21 protein-coding genes are annotated in these 19,967 nt (G+C 74.4%); 9 read left to right on the top strand and 12 right to left on the bottom strand.

The genetic code is table 11. From position 1 onward, the window contains the following. Positions 1-121: 121 nt before the first annotated feature. Positions 122-1,774, top strand: coding sequence for a ricin-type beta-trefoil lectin domain protein (locus tag AC2A1K_RS17190; protein WP_483897521.1), 1,653 nt, complete (start codon positions 122-124; stop codon positions 1,772-1,774). Positions 1,775-1,797: 23 nt separating this feature from the next. Here AC2A1K_RS17190 and AC2A1K_RS17185 read toward each other — a convergent pair whose 3' ends face one another. Both AC2A1K_RS17185 and AC2A1K_RS17180 read right to left on the bottom strand, forming a co-directional pair. Further along, positions 1,798-2,184, bottom strand: a complete 387-nt coding sequence (locus AC2A1K_RS17185; RefSeq protein WP_483897590.1) for a cold-shock protein — start codon at positions 2,182-2,184, stop codon at positions 1,798-1,800. Positions 2,185-2,397: 213 nt separating this feature from the next. Continuing rightward, on the bottom strand, positions 2,398-4,047 hold the full coding sequence (locus AC2A1K_RS17180; protein ID WP_483897520.1) for an AMP-binding protein: 1,650 nt from the start codon (positions 4,045-4,047) through the stop codon (positions 2,398-2,400). Between the two features lie 145 nt (positions 4,048-4,192). Here AC2A1K_RS17180 and AC2A1K_RS17175 point away from each other — a divergent pair, with 145 nt between their 5' ends. Further along, entirely contained in the window at positions 4,193-5,377 is a 1,185-nt protein-coding gene (locus tag AC2A1K_RS17175) for a phosphorylase family protein (RefSeq protein ID WP_483897519.1), read from the top strand. A 300-nt stretch (positions 5,378-5,677) separates the two neighbouring features. Here the strand turns inward: AC2A1K_RS17175 and AC2A1K_RS17170 are convergent, their stop codons facing one another. The 4 genes from AC2A1K_RS17170 to AC2A1K_RS17155 all read right to left on the bottom strand — a co-directional run bounded on the left by AC2A1K_RS17170 (position 5,678) and on the right by AC2A1K_RS17155 (position 8,878). Next, positions 5,678-6,751, bottom strand: a complete 1,074-nt coding sequence (locus AC2A1K_RS17170) for a sulfate/molybdate ABC transporter ATP-binding protein (protein WP_483897518.1) — start codon at positions 6,749-6,751, stop codon at positions 5,678-5,680. A 116-nt stretch (positions 6,752-6,867) separates the two neighbouring features. Further along, a complete protein-coding gene (locus AC2A1K_RS17165) occupies positions 6,868-7,611 on the bottom strand; it encodes an ABC transporter permease (RefSeq protein WP_483897517.1) in 744 nt (247 codons plus the stop codon). Positions 7,612-7,691: 80 nt separating this feature from the next. Further along, a complete protein-coding gene (gene modA / locus AC2A1K_RS17160; protein ID WP_483897516.1) occupies positions 7,692-8,477 on the bottom strand; it encodes a molybdate ABC transporter substrate-binding protein in 786 nt (261 codons plus the stop codon). After that, entirely contained in the window at positions 8,474-8,878 is a 405-nt protein-coding gene (locus AC2A1K_RS17155; protein WP_483897515.1) for a TOBE domain-containing protein, read from the bottom strand. Before AC2A1K_RS17155 ends, modA begins: the two co-directional genes overlap by 4 nt. Positions 8,879-9,010: 132 nt before the next feature. On the opposite strand from AC2A1K_RS17155, the gene AC2A1K_RS17150 reads away from it, so the two are divergent. Continuing rightward, positions 9,011-10,216, top strand: a complete 1,206-nt coding sequence (locus AC2A1K_RS17150; protein WP_483897514.1) for an acyl-CoA dehydrogenase family protein — start codon at positions 9,011-9,013, stop codon at positions 10,214-10,216. A gap of 43 nt (positions 10,217-10,259) precedes the next feature. Here AC2A1K_RS17150 and AC2A1K_RS17145 read toward each other — a convergent pair whose 3' ends face one another. Next, positions 10,260-10,913, bottom strand: a complete 654-nt coding sequence (locus AC2A1K_RS17145; protein ID WP_483897513.1) for a response regulator transcription factor — start codon at positions 10,911-10,913, stop codon at positions 10,260-10,262. A gap of 312 nt (positions 10,914-11,225) precedes the next feature. Here AC2A1K_RS17145 and AC2A1K_RS17140 point away from each other — a divergent pair, with 312 nt between their 5' ends. Together AC2A1K_RS17140 and AC2A1K_RS17135 are read left to right on the top strand one after the other, a co-directional pair. Beyond that, positions 11,226-12,425, top strand: coding sequence for a hypothetical protein (locus tag AC2A1K_RS17140; protein WP_483897512.1), 1,200 nt, complete (start codon positions 11,226-11,228; stop codon positions 12,423-12,425). Continuing rightward, positions 12,409-13,461 carry a hypothetical protein gene (locus tag AC2A1K_RS17135; protein ID WP_483897511.1) on the top strand — a complete coding sequence of 351 codons (1,053 nt, stop codon included), beginning with the start codon at positions 12,409-12,411 and terminating at the stop codon, positions 13,459-13,461. Before AC2A1K_RS17140 ends, AC2A1K_RS17135 begins: the two co-directional genes overlap by 17 nt. Here the strand turns inward: AC2A1K_RS17135 and AC2A1K_RS17130 are convergent, their stop codons facing one another. From AC2A1K_RS17130 to AC2A1K_RS17120, 3 genes are all read right to left on the bottom strand, one after another. After that, positions 13,462-13,992, bottom strand: coding sequence for a hypothetical protein (locus AC2A1K_RS17130; RefSeq protein WP_483897510.1), 531 nt, complete (start codon positions 13,990-13,992; stop codon positions 13,462-13,464). Next, on the bottom strand, positions 13,989-15,047 hold the full coding sequence (locus AC2A1K_RS17125) for an efflux RND transporter periplasmic adaptor subunit (RefSeq protein WP_483897509.1): 1,059 nt from the start codon (positions 15,045-15,047) through the stop codon (positions 13,989-13,991). The genes AC2A1K_RS17130 and AC2A1K_RS17125 overlap by 4 nt, the downstream gene beginning before the upstream one ends. Positions 15,048-15,124: 77 nt before the next feature. Then, complete coding sequence (locus AC2A1K_RS17120) at positions 15,125-15,745, bottom strand: NAD(P)-dependent oxidoreductase (protein WP_483897508.1); 621 nt, start codon at positions 15,743-15,745, stop codon at positions 15,125-15,127. A gap of 85 nt (positions 15,746-15,830) precedes the next feature. Here AC2A1K_RS17120 and AC2A1K_RS17115 point away from each other — a divergent pair, with 85 nt between their 5' ends. The 4 genes from AC2A1K_RS17115 (at position 15,831) to AC2A1K_RS17100 (ending at position 18,520) form a co-directional block, all read left to right on the top strand. Next, positions 15,831-16,394: a TetR/AcrR family transcriptional regulator gene (locus tag AC2A1K_RS17115; protein ID WP_483897507.1), complete on the top strand. Its 564-nt coding sequence runs from the start codon at positions 15,831-15,833 to the stop codon at positions 16,392-16,394. 242 nt (positions 16,395-16,636) lie between these two features. Next, positions 16,637-17,722 carry a GTP 3',8-cyclase MoaA gene (gene moaA, locus AC2A1K_RS17110; RefSeq protein WP_483897506.1) on the top strand — a complete coding sequence of 362 codons (1,086 nt, stop codon included), beginning with the start codon at positions 16,637-16,639 and terminating at the stop codon, positions 17,720-17,722. Beyond that, the gene (locus AC2A1K_RS17105; protein WP_483897589.1) at positions 17,722-18,006 is read left to right on the top strand and encodes a MoaD/ThiS family protein; all 285 of its coding nucleotides are present in this window, start codon (positions 17,722-17,724) and stop codon (positions 18,004-18,006) included. The genes moaA and AC2A1K_RS17105 overlap by 1 nt, the downstream gene beginning before the upstream one ends. A 37-nt stretch (positions 18,007-18,043) precedes the next feature. Continuing rightward, the gene (locus tag AC2A1K_RS17100) at positions 18,044-18,520 is read left to right on the top strand and encodes a methylated-DNA--[protein]-cysteine S-methyltransferase (RefSeq protein WP_483897505.1); all 477 of its coding nucleotides are present in this window, start codon (positions 18,044-18,046) and stop codon (positions 18,518-18,520) included. 43 nt (positions 18,521-18,563) lie between these two features. Here AC2A1K_RS17100 and AC2A1K_RS17095 read toward each other — a convergent pair whose 3' ends face one another. Continuing rightward, complete coding sequence (locus AC2A1K_RS17095; RefSeq protein WP_483897504.1) at positions 18,564-19,031, bottom strand: hypothetical protein; 468 nt, start codon at positions 19,029-19,031, stop codon at positions 18,564-18,566. A gap of 4 nt (positions 19,032-19,035) precedes the next feature. Continuing rightward, a complete protein-coding gene (locus tag AC2A1K_RS17090) occupies positions 19,036-19,953 on the bottom strand; it encodes a DNA-3-methyladenine glycosylase family protein (RefSeq protein WP_483897503.1) in 918 nt (305 codons plus the stop codon). Positions 19,954-19,967: the final 14 nt, after the last annotated feature.

Below are 19,967 nucleotides of genomic sequence, written 5' to 3'. Positions count from 1 at the left end.
CCGGTGCAGTGACATCCCGTCGAGTGGCGTCGCGCGCGTCCACCCGTGAGGCGCTGGGTGCGGGTGGCTCCGAGGGCCACGCTGCACGAGGGCACGGGCCGCTCTCGGGGGGAGTTCACGCATGGGTACGACGCGCGTCAGATCCGCACGACGGCTCGCCGCCGGGGTGCTCGTCGCCTCCGCGCTCGCGTTCTCGACCGTCGTGGCCGCTCCGCAGGCCGAGGCCGCGACCGTCCTCGGCCAGTTCCGCAACGCCGCGGGCCGGTGCCTGGAGAACCTCAACAACGCGACGGCCGCGAACAACAAGATCCAGATCGCCGCGTGCGGCGCCGCGACCGTCGGGGCCCAGCAGTTCAGCCGGTGGGCGAACGACGAGGCGATCAAGACCCCGGCGGGACGCTGCCTGGGGACGCTGAACAACGGCACCGCGGCGGGCACCTCGGTCGTGCTCCAGACCTGCGCGTCCGCCGACAACAGCCAGCACTGGGTGGTGCGCCCCGACGGGCTCATCGTCAACCGGGCGGCCGTGCGCTGCCTCGCGCCGCTGAACAACGGCACCACCGCCGGTACCCGCATGGTCCTCGCGAACTGCACCACCGCGACCGCGATGCGCTGGACCGTCCCGGCGGCCTCGACGCCCACCGCGCCGCCGACGCGTGACCCGCTGCGCCAGCCGTTCGCGTCGACCTCCATCTGGAACATGCCGATCGGCAGCGGCGCGACCTTCGCGCCGGCGAACCTGCCCGCGCTGCCCGGCGGCAGCACCGGCGCCCGTGTCCCGCAGGTCGACGACGAGCCCCTGGTGCTCACGCCGGACGCGCCGCTGACCCCGATCCTCGCGAGCCCCGGCGGCTGGGGCGGCGACCGCTGCGTGACCACCGTGCCCGCGAGCACGCTGGCCACCGTGCCGATCCCGGCGAGCTACGTGCTGCCCAGCGACAACAAGAACCAGAGCGCCGCCTTCATCGCCGCCGACGGCCGCACCGTCGTGCAGACCCAGCCGCTGGCCCGCTGCGCCGCGGGCGGCCCGGCCACGAGCTACGTGCGCTACCCCGACCAGGACATCTACGGTCCCGGCATCCAGGGCTCCCACGGCGGGTCGGGCATGAGCGCGCTCGGCGGCTCGATCCGCATCGGCGAGCTGCGGCCGGGCCAGCAGGGCCCGCGGCACGCGCTGAAGATCAACTTGTACGCCCGGGGCGAGCTCGGCCGGTGCGCCTCACGCCCCGAGTGCTTCCGGTGGCCCGCGGTGAAGTCCGACAGCTACGCGGTCGGCTGGTACGGCTCGGTCGGCGACAACACGAACACCGCCATGCGCATGGGCTCGCTGCTCGCGATCCCGCCGTCGGTGACCATCAGCTCGCTGGGGCTGACCACCGAGCCCGGCCGCCAGATCGCGTGGACGCTGCAGAACTACGGCGCCTACGTCGTCGACGACACCTACGGCCCGTCGTTCGCCTTCAACGCCGAGAACGGGCCCGCGGGCACCATGCGCACGCAGTTCCGCGCGGACTACGGCCAGGACTTCGAGGTGTACGCCAGCTCTCCGAACGCGTGGAGCCGCGACGTGCAGAAGCTGCGCCAGGTCCTGCAGGTCGTGAACAACAACGGCCCGGACAGCGTCGGCGGCGGGGGCACGCCGCGCCAGCCGCTGCTGCCCGAGCTCGTCGAGCCGCTCGCGAGCATCCCGCCGACGATCCCGACCGCGCCGGCGACGACGGCGACGAGCCCCCCGGTGCCGGTCACGTCGACACCCGCCATCCCGGCCGGCTGAGGTATGCCTGCGCAGCAGCGCACCTACCCCTCGAGCTCCCGGGCCACGGCACGGACGACCTCGGCGAGCCGCTTGGTGTTGCGGCGGTCCGGGTAGCGGCCGCGCCGCAGGTCCGGCTGCACCTTCGCCTCGAGGAGCTTGATCATGTCATCGATGAGGCCGTGGAGCTCGTCGGGCGAGCGGCGCGCCGCCTCGGCCACCGAGGGCACGGGGTCGACGAGCTTGACCTGCAGCGCCTGCGGGCCGCGCCGTCCCTCCGCGATCCCGAACTCCACGCGCTGCCCGGACTTCAGCGACTCCACCTCGCGGGGCAGCGCGCCCTTCGGCACGTAGACGTCGGACCCGCCCTCCTGCGACAGGAAGCCGAACCCCTTCTCGGCGTCGTACCACTTGACCTTGCCGGTCGGCACCGTCGTCTCCCGGTTCACATCGTCACGACAAACGCCCCGGCGACCGCCGGAGCGCAGACGTCCAGTTTATCCCCGCGCGGCCACCGGGAATCGGCGCAGAGTTCGCCGACTTCTGGTCTGCTCGGCTCAGCCCGCGCGCAGTCCGGCGTCGTCGTCGTGACCGGCCGCAGCCAGGTCGAGCTCCTGCGCGGCGTGAGCCGCCCGGGGTCGGTCTCAGGCCGTCGGGGTGCTCGACAGCCCGAGGATCTCGACCGACTCCTCGCGCATCTGGACCTTGCGGACCTTGCCGGTGACGGTCATCGGGAACTCGTCGACGACGTGCACGTAGCGCGGGATCTTGTAGTGGGCGAGCTTGCCGGTGGCGAACTCGCGCAGCGACTCCGCGGTGAGCGCCGCGGTGCCCGCCTTCTGGCGCACCCAGGCCATGAGCTCCTCGCCGTAGCGCTCGTCGGGGACCCCGATGACCTGCGCGTCGACGATGTCCGGGTGGGTGTAGAGGAACTCCTCGATCTCGCGCGGGTAGATGTTCTCCCCGCCGCGGATGACCATGTCCTTGATCCGGCCGGTGATGTTGATGTAGCCCTCGCCGTCCATGACGCCGAGGTCGCCGGTGTGCATCCAGCGGGCGCGGTCGATCACCTCGGCGGTCTTCTCGGGCTGCTCCCAGTAGCCGAGCATCACCGAGTAGCCCCGCGTGCACAGCTCCCCCGGCGTGCCGCGCGGCACGGTCAGGCCGGTCTCCGGGTCGACGATCTTCGACTCGAGGTGGGGCAGCGTGCGACCCACGGTCGACACGCGGCGGTCGAGCGAGTCGTCGGTGCGGGTCTGGGTGGACACCGGGCTGGTCTCGGTCATGCCGTAGCAGATCGACACCTCGGCCATGCCCATCCGCTCGACGACCTGCTTCATCACCTCGATCGGGCACGGCGAGCCGGCCATGATGCCGGTGCGCAGGCTGGTCAGGTCGTAGGACTCGAAGTTGTCCAGCCCCAGCTCGGCGATGAACATCGTCGGCACCCCGTAGAGCGAGGTGCACCGCTCGGCGGTGACGGCGTCGAGGGTCAGCGTCGGGTCGAAGCCGGGCGCGGGGATGACCATCGTCGCGCCGGAGCTGGTGGCTGCGAGGTTGCCCATGACCATGCCGAAGCAGTGGTAGAAGGGCACCGGGATGCACACGCGGTCGACATCGGTGTAGCCGCAGAGCTGCCCCACGAAGAAGCCGTTGTTGAGGATGTTGTGGTGCGACAGCGTCGCGCCCTTCGGGAACCCGGTGGTCCCCGAGGTGTACTGGATGTTGATCGGGTCGTCCGTGCTCAGCGTCGCCTGCACGTCCCGCACCCGCGACACGTCGCCGTTCCGGACGAACAGCGCGTTCCACTCGTCGGAGTCGATCAGCACGACGCGCTGCAGCGCGGCGCGCTCGGGCCGGACCTCGGAGATCATCGCGGCGTAGTCGGAGGTCTTGAAGCTGCGCGCGGCGACCAGCAGCGAGACGCCGGCCTGGTCGAGCACGAAGGCCAGCTCGTGGGTCCGGTACGCCGGGTTGATGTTGACCAGGATCGCGCCGATCTTGGCGGTCGCGTACTGCAGCAGCGTCCACGGTGAGCAGTTCGGCGCCCAGATGCCCACCCGATCGCCCACCTGCACACCCAGGTCGAGCAGACCCAGCGCCAGCGCGTCGACCTCGGCCACGAACTGCGCCCACGTGTAGCGCTCGCCGCGGGCCCGGTCGACCAGCGCCTCCGCGTCCGGGCGCGCCCCCGCGGTCCGGTCCAGGTTGTCGCCGATCGTGTCCCCGAGCAGCGGGACGTCCGAGACCCCGGACGTGTAGCTGGGCACGAGGGGCTGGGCTGGCGCCGTCACGTTCGACCTCCTCCGAGCACGCGTGTGTGGTCCCGGCCACGATGTCACGTCGATCGCCCCGACGTCACCGGATGAACCGACGGCCGGGTCCCCGGAAGGGCCTGCCCGCGCCGCCACCATCGGGTCCTGCTGCGACGATGCCGCCATGGGTGACGTGGTCGAGGTGGACGGCACCGGGCTGAGCAGCGAGGACGTGGAGAAGGCGGCCGACCGGCTCGTCGACCTGCTGGTCGCCGCCGACGAGAACGGCTGGTACGGGCGGCTCGAGGTCGTCCGGCCCTGGTCGGAGCACAACCCGCACCTCGACGGCGAGTTCGCCCGGGCGGGCGCGATCCGCCGCTACCTGTGCCGCGAGCTGGCGTCGCTGCTCGCGACGGGTGCGCGGATCACCGCACGCCCGTCGCGAGCCCAGCCGCCGATCGACGACCCCGAGTTCTTCGTCGCCCTCGACGAGGACCGCGTCGACACCCGCTCGAAGAAGCTCTTCCTCTTCTCCCCCGAGCGGATGGCGCTCTCGATCGACCGGATCGGGCACTACACGGGCACGCAGGCGGTGTCGTTCCAGCGCCACGTGCTGTTCACGAACTACGCGATGCACGTCGAGGCGTTCCTCGAGCGCTTCCCGGACGCCGTGCGCCCCGACCGTCCCGGCGCGCAGATGCCCGCGTACCACCACGTCACCGCGGGCGGCGACGGCGTGAGCCTCGTGAACATCGGCGTCGGGCCGGCCAACGCGAAGACCGCCACCGACCACGTCGCCGTGCTCCGCCCCGACACGATGATCATGATCGGGCACTGCGGCGGCCTGCGGAACCACCAGCAGAAGGGCGACTTCGTGCTGGCCACGGGCTACCAGCGCGCCGACCACGTCCTCGACGAGGTGCTCCCGCTCGACGTCCCGGTGATCCCCAACCACCGGCTGAACACCTTCCTGCTCGACGCCCTGCAGGCCGCGGAGCGTCCGTACCGCCTGGGCATCGTGCACACCACCGACAACCGCGACTGGGAGTTCAACCAGCAGACGACCCTGCGCGCCATGCGCCTGAGCCGCAGCGTCGCGGTCGACATGGAGTCGGCGACGATCGCGGCCAACGGCTTCCGGTACCGCGTGCCGCACGCGACGCTGCTGTGCGTCTCGGACAAGCCCCTGCACGGCTCACCGAAGCTCGCGGCCGGCGCGCAGGAGTTCTACGAGGCCTCCAAGCGCCACCACCTCGACCTGGCCCTGGCCGCGCTGGAGTCGGTGCGCCGCGAGCACCCCGAGGGCCTGCCCGGCCAGGAGATCCGCGCGGTCGACGAGCCGCTGTTCGGCGGCCCGTCGGACCTCTAGCCGAGGCGCGCCGGAGCCGCACCGGGGCGATGCGGCGCCGGACGCCCGCCTGGTACCCCCCGAAGCCGGGCCAGACCGCCACGAAGCGGGACCACCTCGCGGCGTGCTCCGCGTCCGGGACCCGGGTGGCGACGTCGGAGCGCTCGCCGCGCAGCTCCACCGAGGCCGCGGCTCGGCCTGCAGGTTCAGCCACCACGGCGGCACGCGATCCACCCCGCCGTGCGAGGCTCCTCACCGCCGAGCGGAGCCTTACGTGAGCACTTTCCGGGCCCATAGGCCCGGAAAGTGCTCACATGGGGTCTAGCGGCGGCGCGGGTGCACGGCCACCTCGGTGGCCTTGACCGTGAACCACAGGTCGTCACCCGGCTCGACGCCCAGTTCCGCGACCGCGGCCGGGGTGACGTCGGCGGCGAGGCCGTCGACCCACGGCGGGCCCGTCGGCGACGCGGCCGCGCGCAGGCGCACGACCTCGCCCTGGGGCTCGAGCGCGGCGAGGCGCACCGGGATGACGTTGCGGGGGCTGCCGTCGGGGCGGTCGCGGTGCACGGCGACGGCGCTCGGCGCGAACACCGCGACCGCGGGCTCGCCGCCGACGATCTTCTCCGACGCGATGCCGTGCACCGTGGCGCCCTCGGGCGTCGTCAGCCCGTCGCCCGAGGCCGTACCGGTGACGAGGTCGAGCCCGGCGATCCTGGCGGCGAACGCCGAGCGCGGGCGTGAGAGCACCTCGGCGGTGGGGCCGGCCTCGACGACGGCGCCCTCGGCGAGCACGACGAGCCGGTCGGCGAGCACCACGGCGTCGACGACGTCGTGGGTGACGAGCAGCGTGGTCTGGCCGGTGTCGCGCACGAGGCGGCGCAGCACCGAGCGCACGGCGGGCGCGGCGTCGATGTCGAGGGCGGCGAACGGCTCATCGAGCAGGAGCAGGTCGGGCTCGACGGCCAGGGCGCGCGCGATCGCCACCCGCTGCGCCTGGCCTCCCGAGAGCGCCGAGGGCTTCCGGTCGGCGAGCTCCGCGATGCCCACCTCGGCGAGCCGCTCGCTCGCGGCCGCCGTCGACTCGCGGCGCCCGCGACCGGCGCAGCGCGGGCCGAAGGCGACGTTGTCCCGGGCGGTCAGATGCGGGAAGAGCAGCGCCTGCTGGCTGAGCAGACCGACCCGGCGTTGGTGGGCGGGCACGGCGACGCCGGTCTCCGTGTCGGTGAGCGTCCGCCCGCCGAGCGTGATCCGGGCGTCCTCGGGGCGGTAGAGCCCCGCGAGCGTGCCGAGCAGCGTCGACTTCCCCGACCCGTTCGGCCCGAGCACGGCGACGACCTCGCCGGGCGCGACCTCGATCTCCACGTCGAGCGTGAACCCGCCCCGCCGCGTCGTCACCCGCGCCTGGAGGCCCCCGGAGTCCGACCGAAGGGTCCCGTCGGTCGGACTACCGGTCGAGGGGTGCCCCTCGCCAGAACGGTCCGCGGCGCGCGGGCGCCGGCGGATCGGCGGCCTCACCGCACGCCCGCCACGTCGCGGGTGCGCGTGGTGACGATGATGACGACCGCGACGACCACGAGCACGAGGGACATCGCGACCGCGCCGTCGAGGTCGTTCTGCGACTGGATGTAGATCAGCAGCGGCAGGGTCTGCGTCGTGCCCTGCAGGTTGCCCGCGAACGCGATCGTCGCCCCGAACTCGCCGAGGGCCCGGGCGAACGAGAGCACCGCGCCCGACACGAGGCCGGGCAGCACCACGGGGATCGTCACCCGACGCAGCGCGGTCAACGGCGAGGCGCCGAGGGTCGCCGCGACGACCTCGTAGCGCTCGCCCGCGGTGCGCAGCGCCCCCTCGAGGCTGACGACGAGGAAGGGCATCGCGACGAAGGTCTGCGCGATGACCACGGCCTCGGTCGAGAACGGGACCGTGATCCCGAACCACGCGTCGAGCAGCTGCCCGATCGGCCCGGTGCGTCCGAGCAGGAACAGCAGGGTCAGGCCGCCCACCACCGGGGGCAGGACCAGCGGCAAGAGCACGACCGAGCGCAGCACCGGCAGACCCGGCAGGTGCGACCGGGCGAGCACGAGCGCCAGCGGCGTGCCGAGCAGCAGGCACAACGCGGTCGAGATCAGCCCCGTGACCAGGGAGAGCGAGAGGGCGTCGAGCGCGGCGGGGGTCGTGATCAGCGCGAAGAAGTTCGGCCAGTCGGTGCGGACGACCAGCCCGGCCACCGGGACCGCGATGAGACCGAAGCCCACCGACGCGGGAACCCACACCGGCCAGGGGAGCGCGAGGGTGACCGCGCCGCCCCGGGCCGACGTCCGTGGGTGAGCCCGGGTCACCTCAGCGCGAAACCGGCCTGCTGCAGCGCGGCGTCGCCCTGGGGACCGGTGACGAACTGGATCCAGCTGTTGGCGAGGTCGGTGTTCGGGCTGCCGGTGACCGCGCCGATGAGGTAGCTCTGGCCGGCGCCCTGGGCGGAGGCCTGCGGGAAGTCGATGCCCTGGACCTGCCCGTCCGACGCCTGGACGTCGGTGAGGTAGACGAGGCCGGCGTCGACGTTGCGGGTGATGACGCGCTGGAGCACGGAGCGGACGTCCTGCTCCTCGCTGACCGGGTCGAGCGTGACCCCGGCGGCGCGCTCGGCGGCCTCCGCGGCCGCGCCGCACGGGACGGCGGGGGCGCACACCGACTCGGTGACCTGCGGCCCGACCAGCGAGGTCAGGTCGACGACGCCCTTCGGGTTGCCCGGCTGCACCGCGATCTGCAGCTTGTTGGTCGCGTACGTGACCGGCTCGCCCTGGATGCGCCCGGCCTGCTGCGCGGTCTGCATCGTCCGTGTGCTCGCGGTGGCCAGGACGTCGGCGGGCGCGCCCTGCACGACCTGCTGGGCGAGCGTGTCCGAGCCGCCGAAGTTGAACACGACGGTGGTGCCCGGGTTCGCCTGCTCGAACTGCGGCTTGAGCTGGTTGTAGACGTCGGTCAGCGACGCGGCCGCGGAGACGGTGAGGGTCCGGGCGGGCGGCGCCTGTTGTTCCCCGCCGGAGGATCCACCGCAGGCGGCGACCCCCAGGGCGAGGGTGGCGGCCGCGGCCGCCAGGACGATTCTGCGGGCGCTGCTCACGCCATGCCTCCGGGGGTCTCGACGATGATGTGCGACGCCTTCACGACCGACACCGCCAGCGACCCGACCTCGAGCCCGAGCTCGTCGACGGCCTCGGTGCTCATGAGCGAGACGACGCGGTGGGGCCCGCACTGCATCTCGACCTGGGACATGACCTTGTCGCTGACGATCGCGGTGACGAGCCCGACGAAGCGGTTCCGCGCGGACCGGCCCACCCCGGAGGGGTCGGGCGTGGCGTGCGCCTGGGCCCGGGCGAACGACGCGAGGTCGGCCCCGGCGATCACCTTGCGGCCGCTGGCGTCGGCGGAGACCGGCAGCGAGCCGCTGTCGGTCCAGCGACGCACGGTGTCGTCGCTCACGCCGAGCAGCCGAGCTGCCTCGGCGATCCGGAAGTGCGTCACGGCGCGCAGTGTAGGGCCGTGAACGCGCCTGTACAGCGTCGCGCGGCCCGCATGTCCGACTCGGAGTCGATCGACCACGGCGTGTGGCACCGCCCTCGCGCGCTCGGGGCAGGCGGTGGGAAGGTGCGGGACGTGGACTTCGCCCCCAGTGCTGCGGCTCAGGACTACACCGACCGGATGCGGGCCTTCCTCGACGAGGTGGTGCTGCCCGCCGAGAAGGTCTACGAGGCCTGGCGCGAGGAGCGGCGCGGGACGCCGGCCGAGCACGACCTGCCGCCGGTCATGGAGGAGCTCAAGAGCGAGGCCCGCGAGCGCGGGCTGTGGAACCTCTTCCTGCCCGACGTCTCCGGGCTGTCCAACCTCGAGTACGCACCGATCGCCGAGGTGTCGGGCTGGTCGCCGGTGATCGCCCCGGAGGCGATCAACTGCCAGGCGCCCGACACCGGGAACATGGAGACCCTGCACCTGTTCGGCACCACCGAGCAGAAGCAGCAGTGGCTCGAACCGCTGCTCTCCGGCGAGATCCGCTCGGCGTTCGCCATGACCGAGCCTGCCGTCGCGTCCTCGGACGCCACCAACATCACGACCTCGATCCGCCGCGACGGCGACGAGTACGTCATCACCGGCCAGAAGTGGTGGATCTCCGGCGCCGCCGACCCGCGCTGCCAGGTCTTCATCGTCATGGGCAAGACCGACCTGGACGCCCCGACCCACCGCCAGCAGTCGATGATCCTCGTGCCCCGCGACGCCCCGGGTCTGACGATCACCCGCCCGCTGCCGGTGTTCGGCTACCAGGACCAGCACGGGCACTGTGAGCTCGAGCTCAACGACGTCCGTGTCCCGGTGTCGAACCTCCTCGGCGAGGAAGGCGGCGGCTTCGCGATCGCCCAGGCGCGCCTCGGTCCCGGCCGCATCCACCACTGCATGCGCCTCATCGGCATGGCCGAACGCGCGGTCGACGCGATGGTGCGCCGGGCCAACGACCGCGTGGCGTTCGGCAAGCCCCTCGGCGAGCAGGGCGTCGTGCGCGAGCAGATCGCCGAGAGCCGTATCGAGATCGAGCAGGCGCGCCTGCTCGTGCTCAAGACGGCCTGGCTGATCGACAACGTCGGCTCGCGCGGCGCGGCCACCGAGATCGCGGCGATCAAGGTCGTCTGCCCGCGGATGGCGTGCGCCGTCATCGACCGCGCGATCCAGATCCACGGCGGCGGTGGGGTCTCCGACGACTTCCCGCTCGCCTACGCCTACGCCTGGGCCCGCGCGCTGCGCCTGGCCGACGGCCCCGACGAGGTGCACCTGCGCTCCGTGGCGCGCCAGGAGCTCAAGGCCCACGCCTGAGGGGTGCGCTGACGCGCACGGGGGCACGTGCCCGGAGGGCACATCAGGCGCCGGCGCGGCGGGTCGGTGCCGGGACGAACAGGCCGAGGCGCCAGGCGTGGCTGACCGCCTGCGCGCGGTCGCTCGCGGCCAGCTTGCGGAACAGGTGCCCGGTGTGGGACTTGACCGTGTGGTCGGAGAGGTAGAGGCGCCGGCCAATGTCGGCGTTGGTCATTCCCCGGCTGACGCCGATCAGCACCTGCACCTCGCGCACCGACAGGTCGAGGCGCTTCTGGGCGTCCAGGTCGACGACGACGTCGTGCAGGCCGTCCTCGGGAGTCGAGGTGCCCTCGGCCGACCCGCGCGCCGAGGGCACCGCAGGCCGGGGCACCAGGTCGTCGCCCGCCGCCGTGGAGGCGAGGCTGCGGACCAGCGTGCGGATCATCGCGCGCGGCGCCTCCCAGCGCAGGAAGCCGGCGGCACCCTCGGCGAGCGCCTGCTGGGCGGGCGCATGCGCCTCCCCCGACCCGGCGACGAGCACCGCGGTGCCGGGCACCTCGGTGAGCACGCGGCGCACGACGTCGAGCCCGCTCGGCTCGGTCTCGGCCAGGCCGAGGACAGCGATCGCCCGCGGGGTCGCGGCGAGGCGCGCCAGCAGGTCGTCGGCGTCGCGGGCGACCGCGACCGCCTCCGGACCCGCGACCGTGTCGACCAGCATCTGCAGCCGACGCCGCGCCTGTGGCCGACCGTCGTGGACGACACACGTCTCTCCTGAGCCCCCGCTCTCGCGCACCCGATAGAGGTACCTCATCGGCATGAGTTCCGGCGTGGCGACGCGCGGAGTGGGAGATCACCCGAATCACAGCATTGTAAGTCGCCTACCCGGCTATCACCCACATGCGTCTCCCTGCTTTCGCTTGTCCACAGAGAGTGGACGACCTTGCATGGTCGCCGACGTCCTCGACTCCATCGGGGACCCGACGCGCGGGGAGCTTCGATGGCGGGAGGCCGGACCGGACACCGGACCCGGATGGCAGCCGGTACCGCCGTCGCGGTGGGCGCGGTCCTCGCGTCCGTCCTCGCCGCTCCCGTGGCCCAGGCCGTGCCCGCGAGCGAGTCGTGGGTCGCGGAGCTCGCGATCGAGGGCGGCGACGACAGCAACGTGGTCGCCGCCGACGAGGCCGTGCGCCTGCGCGACCGCGCGCCCCGGCCGACGAGCACCGGCTCGGCGCCGGCCGAGGGCCAGCTCCTGCTCGCCCCGCGCCGTCCCGCCGCGGTGACCGACCAGGTGTCCGCCGAGGTCACGGCCGACGTCCCGGCCGGTGCGCAGGTCGTCGTCTCCGTGCGCGGCATCCGCGACGACAACACGTGGAGCGAGTGGCGCGAGGCCGAGCCCGGCCGCCCCGCGCGCCTCGAGCAGCCGACGTTCCAGATCCAGGTGCGCGTCACCCTCGTCGCCGCGTCGGACGGCTCCGGGCCCGCGCTGCGCCGGCTGGGGCTGACCGCGGAGCAGGGTCCGCTGCGTGTCGCCGCACCGGAGCCCACCACCACCGTCCCGCTGACCTCCCGGGCCTTCGCCACCCGCATCGGCCTCGTCGGCAACGACACCGCCAACGGCCACGAGGTCGAGCGCGACGACCGCTTCGCCGCCCTGCCCTCGCGGCGCAGTCTGAGCCCGCGCGGCGCGGGCGACTACACCGCGCGCGTCTGCGCCTCCGAGACCCGCTGCACCTGGGTACCGGTGTGGGACGTCGGACCGTGGAACACCCGCGACGACTACTGGAGCGAGAGCACGCAGCGCCAGGAGTTCGTCGACCTGCCCCGCGGGCGCCCGCAGGCCGAGGCCGCGTTCACCGACGACCACCACGGCGGACGCGACGGCTCGGGGCGCCGCGTCGCCAACCCCGCGGGCATCGACCTCGCCGACGGCACGTTCCGCGACGACCTCGGGCTCACCGACAACGCCTGGGTCACCGTCACCTTCCTCTGGACGGGAACCGGTCCCTCGGGCACCGCGATCGACCGCGCCGCGCGCCTCGAGATCCGTGCCGCGCCCGCCGCCGACGCGGCCGTCGTCGGGGTCGTCGCCCCGCAGGCCCGCATGTCCTACGAGTGCGCGGTGGACACCGCGGGCGGTCGCACCGGGGTCGGCACCCGGTGGATCCGCCTCGGGCCCGCCCAGTTCGTCCCGGCCGACCAGGTGGAGGCGCGCGATGTCCCGTCCTGCTGACTCCCGGCGCGCCGGCGCCCTCGCCGTCGCGGCCGGTGCCGTGGGCCTGGCCCTCGCCCTGGCCGTGCCCGCAGGAGCCGAGACCGACCCTCCCCGCACCGAGAGCTGGTCGCCCGAGCTCGTGATCGACGGCGGCGACGACCGCGGCGTCGTCCTCGACGGCGGCGCCATCCGGCTCGACGACTCCGGCCCCCGCGACGGTGAGCTGGTGCTCGCGCCGCGGCGCACCACGGGCGTCGTCGACTCCGTCGCCGGCGTGCCCACCGCCGACGTCCCGTCCGGCGCCTCGCTCGTCGTCGAGGCGCGCGGGCTGCGCGGCGACGGCACCTGGGGCTCCTGGGTCACCGTGCCCCGCGACGGCCGGGCGCGTCTCGGCGGGCCGAGCACCGAGCTGTCGGTCCGCGTGCTCCTGCGCCGCGCCGAGGGTGGCGACGGCCCCGTCCTGCGCGCCCTCTGGCTGACGACCACCGCCGTGCCGGCGCCGGTGACCACCGAGACGCGCACCGAGACGCGCACCGAGACGCGCACCGAGACGCGCACCGCGACACGTACCGACACGCGGACGAAGACGGTGACGTCCGAGCCGACCACGACCACCGAGCCGACGACCGAGCCGACGACGACCACCACGACACCGCGGCCCACGACCACCACCACGACACCGCGGCCCACGACCACGACCACCACCGAGCCCACGACGGAGCCGGCCACCACCACGACGACCGCCGTGTCGCAGCCGTCGCAGCCGTCGCAGCCCAGTCAGCCGTCCCGGCCCAGCCGTCCCTCGCGCCCGGCGCAGCCCCCGGCCGACACGTCGACGCCGACGAGCACGACGACGAGCACGACGACGAGCACGACGACCTCCACCACGCCCACGACCACCACGCCGGTCACGCCGCCGCCGGGCCTGGTGCCCGATCTCGGGATCCCGCAGCTCCTTCCGGCCACGCTCCCCCCCGCGCTCCCGGTGAGCGACGCCGGCACGGGCACGTGGTGGGGCCAGGACGTCCTGGACTGGCTCGAGCGCGCCTTCTGATCACCGACCGCCGGCCGGTACCCCCACGGTGTCGGCGGTGACGACCCCGTCGGCGTCGGGCACCCCCAGCACGCTCACCCGGGTGCCGCGCACGAGACCGGCGACCGGCTCGGGACGACGCTCCTCGCCGACGACACGGGTGGCGGGCGAGGTCCGGACGGGCACGAGCCTGCCCTCCGGGGTCCGCACGGCGATCAGCCCGCCGCCGGTGCTCTCGAGCGTGCCGACGAGCGGGACGCCGACCCCCGCGGGCGGCACGCAGGAGCGGCAGCCGACCGCGAACCAGCGGTCGGCGATCACCCCGCCGACGATGCCGAGCACGAACACGGTCAGCATCGCCAGGGCCGTCACCCAGCGCCGCGGGCGGGGCCGCTCCCGGCTCGCCGCAGGCTCGTCCGACGCGGCCGGCCGGCGCTCCCCGGGGTCGGTCGCGTACTCCCGAGCCCGGTAGTACTCGTCCTCCCAGTCGTCGTCGCGGTCGTCGTCACGGTCGTCGTCGCGGTGGTCGCCGAACTCGTCGCGATACGTCACGGCCGCGGCCCCGGCCCGGCGTCGCGCGGGACGAGGACGCGGTCACCTTCCCGCAGCCCGGCGCGGATCTCGATCGACGTGGCGTCCGCGATCCCGGTGGTGACCGCCAGCACCCGGTCGGGACCACGGCCGTCCGCGGGGCGCACGAGCACCGTGCCCCGTCCCGGGCCGGTGGGCCGCACCGCGGGAGGCGGTACGACGAGCGCCCCGACCGCGCGGTCGACGACCACGCGCACGTCGGCGACCTGACCGACCCGCAGCGTCGGCGGAGGGAGCGCAGGCGCGACGGAGACGCCGTAGGCGCCGTCCGCGCCCGGCGCCGGCTCGACGCCGACGACCTCGCCGAGCACCGGGTCGTCGACGCCGTCGACCACCGCCGACGCCGACTGGCCGGTCGCCATCCGCGGCACGTCGCGCGGCGCCACCGCGGCGCGGACGACGAGCGCGCTGAGGTCCACGAGACGCACGAAGGGACGGCGGCTCGGAGCGTCGTCGGGGGTCGGGGCGCCGGCGACGACGCGGTCGCCGACCTGCCCGGCGACGGCCGTCACCGTGCCGCCGCGCGGGGCGCGCAGCACCGTGCCCTCGAGCTGGCGGTTCGCCTCGGCCAGCTCCGCGCGGTCACGGGCGGCGTCGGCCTCGAACCGCCCGACCGCCACCAGGTCGACGGGGACGGCGGCGCGCGCGGCCGTGATGTTGCGGGTGTCGGCCGCGAGGGCGGTCTGGGCGGCGGTGATCCGCGCCCTGACCGCACTGTCGTCGAGGGTCGCCAGCACGTCCCCGGGCGCGACGACGGCACCCGGCGCGACGTCGACCGTCCGCACGACGCCGCTGGTCGTGAACGAGACGTCCGCGTCGCCGGCGCTGCGGACCGTGCCCGACGCACGGATCTCGGTGACCACGTCGGCGCGCACCACGGGCACCGCCGATGCCCCCGGGCCGGGCAGCAGCTGCGGCGCCCGGAGCAGGACCACCGCCGCCCCGGCCCCGGCGAGCAGGACGACCACCAGCACCGTCGGCAGCAGCCAGCCCAGGCGGCGCCGACCGGTGGACATGGCTGCCGACCGTAGTGCGGGTCGACTCCCGCTCCGGGGACCCGCGGACCCGGCGTGTCACCCGTCCGAGCGAGGTCTCAGTCCGCGACCGCCACGAGGTGGCCCACCGCGTCACCCTCCCGAGCGAGCCGGAGCAGCTCCTCGGCGAGGTCGGCGCGGGCCACGCGGTGCCCCTTCGCGAGGTGGCGGTCGAGGGTGCGGCGGTAGCTCCCGGTGCGCGGACCGTCGGTGAGCTGGGGCGGGCGCACGATCGTCCAGTCGCGGTCGCTCGCGCGGACGATCTCCTCCATGCGGGCCATGTCGGCGTAGGGGTGGCGGAACACCCGCTGCAGGACCGGTTTGACGAACAGGCGCGCGGCGAGGTCGTCGCCCTCGCCGGGCAGCCCGGCCGCGCTGACCACGACGAGCCGACGCACCCCGGTCCGCGTCATCGCCGCGAGAACCGCCGTCACGCCGTCGGCGCACACCGTCGTCGGGCCGCGGCCGCGCGCGCCCAGCGCGGAGACCACCGCGTCGGCGCCGCGGACCGCGCCGTCCAGGGCGTCGGGATCGTCGAACCCGGCCCGCACGACGGTCACGCCGGCCGGGACGTCCGACCCCGCGCGGGCGACCGCCACCACGTCGTTCCCCTCCGTGACGGCTTGCGTCACGACCTCGCGCCCGGTCCGGCCGGACGCCCCCAGCACCACGATCCGCACGACCCCTCCTGTGGTGAGTGAGTACTCACCAACCTAGGATGACGGCGTGCCGAGGGACGCGTCAAGCCGGTCGACGCGGGACCGCATGCTCGACGCCGCCCTCACCGTGATGCGCGACCGCGGGGTCGCACGCGCCACGACGAAGGAGATCGCGCGCGAGGCCGGCTTCTCCGAGGCCGCGCTGTACAAGCACTTCGAGGACAAGACCGCGCTGTTCGTCGCCGTGCTCGTCGAGCGGGTGCCCTCGCGGTTCACCGACGTCCTCGACGGTCTGCCCGCGCGCGTCGGCACGGCGGACGTCGAGGAGATCCTCGTCGAGGTGGCGACCGAGGCGGTCGCCTTCTACCGCGAGACGTTCCCGATGGGCGCCTCGCTGTTCTCGGAGCCGGCGATCCTCGCCGCCCACCGCGCGGCCCTGGCGCGGCTCGGCACGGGCCCGCACGTGGCCGTCGACGCGCTGGCGGACTACCTCGCGGCCGAGGCCCGGCTCGGTCGGGTCGACCGCGGGACCGACGCGCGCGCGGCGGCGCTGCTCCTGCTCGGTGCGTGCCAGATGACGACGTTCCTGGCCGCCTTCGGCGGGACGGACGCGACCGCGGACACCCGCGGCCTCGCCCGCACCGCCGTGCGGGGGCTGCTCCCCGGCTGACCGGGACGGTCGCCGGGCATGCGCGGCTCCAGCGACGTGTGAACGCTCGCGGCGGCGGGCACTCCGCGACCCACGGAAGGCCGCGGGCACGTGAAGCGCCTCTCCGATCAGACCGTTTCCCCGCACCGGCCGCCGCACGTGCGATCTTCTCCTACCGCGGCTCGCCGCATCTGCGGAATGAGCCTCCGACCTGCGGAGATGTGGCTCACCGCTGGTGCCCGACACGGTTAGGGTGGATCGTGATGACCGTTCTCGACCTCGGCGTACCGGCCGTCCCCGGGGCCGCCACCACCACCGACACCACCGGGCGTCCCGCCGACGCGCGCCTGGTCGATTCGTGGGGACGTGTCGCCACCGACCTGCGGGTGTCGCTGACCGACCGCTGCAACCTGCGCTGCACCTACTGCATGCCCGCCGAGGGCCTGGAGTGGATGCCGACCGAGCAGGCGCTCACCGACGACGAGATCGTGCGGCTGGTGCGCGTCGCCGTCGAGCAGCTGGGTGTGCAGGAGATCCGCTTCACCGGGGGCGAGCCGCTCCTGCGCAAGGGGCTCGAGGACATCGTCGCGGCCACCGCGGCGCTGGCCCCGCGCCCCGAGATGTCGGTGACCACCAACGCGCTCGGCCTGACGCGCCGCGCCGCGCGCCTCGCCGCCGCGGGCCTCGACCGCGTCAACGTCTCGCTGGACACCCTGCGTCCCGAGCGGTTCGCCGAGATCACCCGGCGCGACCGGCTCGACGACGTCTTCTCCGGTCTGCGCGCCGCCCGCGAGCACGGGCTCGACCCGATCAAGATCAATACGGTCCTGATGCCCGGGCTCAACGACGACGAGGCGCCGGACCTGCTCGCGTGGGCGCTCGAGGAGGGCTACGAGCTGCGCATCATCGAGCAGATGCCGCTGGACGCCGGCCACTCCTGGCAGCGCGATCGCATGATCACCGCCGAGCAGGTGCTGGCGTCGCTGCGCACCCGGTTCACCCTCACCGAGGACACCGCCGAGCGCGGCGGGGCGCCCGCGGAGCGGTTCCTCGTCGACGGATGGACCGGCCCCGACGGCCGGCCGGCGAAGGTCGGGGTCATCGCCTCGGTGACCCGCCCGTTCTGCGGGAACTGCGACCGCACGCGCCTGACCGCCGACGGCCAGGTGCGCAACTGCCTGTTCTCCACCACCGAGAACGACCTGCGTAGCCTGCTGCGCGGCGGCGGCACCGACGACGAGATCGCCGACGCCTGGCGGGTGGCCATGTGGGGCAAGAAGCCCGGCCACGGCATCGACGACCCGGGGTTCCTGCAGCCCGAGCGGCCCATGAGCGCGATCGGAGGATGATGACCACGTCGACCGACGCCCGCGTCTCGACCGTCACGGTGACGGTGCGCTACTTCGCCGGCGCCAAGGCCGCCGCCGGCACGCGCAGCGAGCTCCTCGAGGTCCCCACCGGCGCCACCGTCGCCGACCTCGTCACGGCGCTGGCCGCCGACCACGGCGAGGCCCTGGCCCGGGTCCTCGGCGCCGCGAGCTTCCTGCTCGACGAGACCGCCGTGCACGACCGCACGACGGTCCTGGCCGACGACGCGGTGTTCGACGTCCTCCCACCGTTCGCGGGCGGCTGAGCGCCACGCCCGGCACCGGGACGGTGTTCTGTCGAGTATGAGCGTCGTCCACGAGACCACCATCGGCCCGCTGCACCTCGAGGCCTCCGCGCGGGGGCTCACGCTGCTCGGTTTCTCGTCCGTCGACGGTGACGCCGACCGTGACGAGGCCGCCGAGCGGATCCTCGACCTCGCCCGCCGCGAGATCGACGCCTACCTCGACGGCTCGCTGCGGGAGTTCACCGTGCCCGTCGACCTGTCCGCGCACCCCGCCTGGGACCGCCGCGTCCTGGAGGAGCTGCGCTCGGTCGGCTACGGCGAGACGGTCAGCTACGGCACGCTCGCCGCCGCGGTCGGGCTCGGGCCGGTCGACGCGCGGCGCGTCGGTGGCGCGATGGCCCGCAACCCCGTCGCCATCGTCGTGCCGTGCCACCGCGTCGTCGGGTCCGACGGCAGCCTGACCGGCTACGCCGGCGGTCTGGACCGCAAGCGCGCTCTGCTCGACCTCGAGGCGCGCGACACCCTGCTGTTCTGACTCCCGCCCACATCCAGGGCCGTGTCCGGACGTCGAGAGCCCGTCAGGCTCGCCGGCGCAGCCCGGCCAGCTCCTCGAGCAGCTCGGCGACGTCGTCGACGTCCTCGACCTCGTAGGGCGCCCCGGGCCCGAGGTCCTCGCCGACGCCCACGATCACGTCGCCGGACGACCCGTCGACCGCGACCCCGACGCCGACGAGGGCGGTGGCCCCGACCTCGTCGCGCAGGGCGGGGAGCCCCTCGGGCAGGACCACCCGCGCCCCGCCCTTGGCGCCGGACAGGAACATCAGCTCGGCGACCTCGTCGGACGGCCGGTCCGACACGATCGCCACCGTGGTGTCGGGCAGGGCCATGAGGACGTTGAGCGCCTCGGACGACACCTGCTCGGCGCGCGCCTGGTCCGGATCGCCCTCGTCCGGCGCGAGCGCCCCGTCGAAGGCGCAGGCCACGAGCAGCGTCGACGTCTCCGCCACCCGGTCGAGCGCGCCCCACAGTGCGTCGTCGGTGTCCACGTGATCAGCCTGGCATGACGTTCACGGCGTGGTCCAGCGCGGCCCAGAGGTGCTGGGTGGCGTACGCGCGGTAGGGCCGCCAGGGCTCGGCGCGGGCGACGAGGTCGCGGTCGCGGGCCGGCAGGCCGAGGCGCTCGGCGGCCACGCGGACGCCGAGGTCGGAGGGCAGGAACGCGTCGGGGTCGCCGAGCGCCCGCATGGCGACCGTGTCGACCGTCCACGGACCGATCCCGGGCAGCCCGCCGAGCGCGGCCCGCGCGGCGGGGACGTCGGCCGGGTCGAGCACCACCTCGCCGTCGGCCAGCGCCCGCACGAGCGTGAGCAGCGTGCGCTTGCGGGTGCGGGGCATCCCGAGCTCGTCGGGGTCGACGGCGGTCAGGGCGGGCGCGTCCGGGAAGAGGTGGGTCAGCGTGCTGCCGGTTCCGGCGAGCCCGGCGAGCTCGGCGAGCTCGGCGGGCAGCGGCGTGCCACGGCCACGCACGAGGCGCCCGGCGTGGGTGCGGGCGGCGGCGGTCGACACCTGCTGGCCGAGGACGGCGCGCACGGCGAACTCGTCGGGATCCGGCGAGCCGGGGACCCGCCGGCCGGGGGCGTCGTCGACGAGCCGTTCCAGCGCGGGGTCGGCCCGCAGGACGGCGTCGACGGCGACCGGGTCGGCGTCGAGGTCGAGGATGCGGCGCGACAGGCGCGCGGCCTCGTCGGCATCGGCGGGGTCGGTGACCGACAGCGTCGCCGCGACCGCCGTCGGTCCCGGCCGGAGGGCGACGACGCCCGGCCCGCCCGGCAGCGCGAGACTGCGCCGGTAGGCGCCGTCGTGCCACTCCTCGACACCGGGGACCGCCGTCGCGACGAGGTGGCCGAAGAGGTTGTCGGGACACAGCGGCGGGGTGAAGGGCAGCGCGCGGTCCTCGACGTGCACCACCGGACCATCCTGTC

This window comes from Actinomycetospora sp. 2LY8.5 (genome assembly GCF_057180585.1).
This window is presented reverse-complemented; position numbering and strand designations above follow the sequence as displayed.

Coding starts and splice junctions, on each gene's coding strand:
- AC2A1K_RS17190 (WP_483897521.1), top strand. CDS start 122: ATGGGTACGACGCGCGTCAGATCCGCACGACGGCTCGCCGCCGGGGTG.
- AC2A1K_RS17175 (WP_483897519.1), top strand. CDS start 4,193: ATGGGTGACGTGGTCGAGGTGGACGGCACCGGGCTGAGCAGCGAGGAC.
- AC2A1K_RS17145 (WP_483897513.1), bottom strand. CDS start 10,913: ATGCTGGTCGACACGGTCGCGGGTCCGGAGGCGGTCGCGGTCGCCCGC.
- AC2A1K_RS17140 (WP_483897512.1), top strand. CDS start 11,226: ATGGCAGCCGGTACCGCCGTCGCGGTGGGCGCGGTCCTCGCGTCCGTC.
- AC2A1K_RS17135 (WP_483897511.1), top strand. CDS start 12,409: ATGTCCCGTCCTGCTGACTCCCGGCGCGCCGGCGCCCTCGCCGTCGCG.
- AC2A1K_RS17125 (WP_483897509.1), bottom strand. CDS start 15,047: ATGTCCACCGGTCGGCGCCGCCTGGGCTGGCTGCTGCCGACGGTGCTG.
- AC2A1K_RS17115 (WP_483897507.1), top strand. CDS start 15,831: ATGCTCGACGCCGCCCTCACCGTGATGCGCGACCGCGGGGTCGCACGC.
- moaA (WP_483897506.1), top strand. CDS start 16,637: ATGACCGTTCTCGACCTCGGCGTACCGGCCGTCCCCGGGGCCGCCACC.
- AC2A1K_RS17105 (WP_483897589.1), top strand. CDS start 17,722: ATGACCACGTCGACCGACGCCCGCGTCTCGACCGTCACGGTGACGGTG.
- AC2A1K_RS17100 (WP_483897505.1), top strand. CDS start 18,044: ATGAGCGTCGTCCACGAGACCACCATCGGCCCGCTGCACCTCGAGGCC.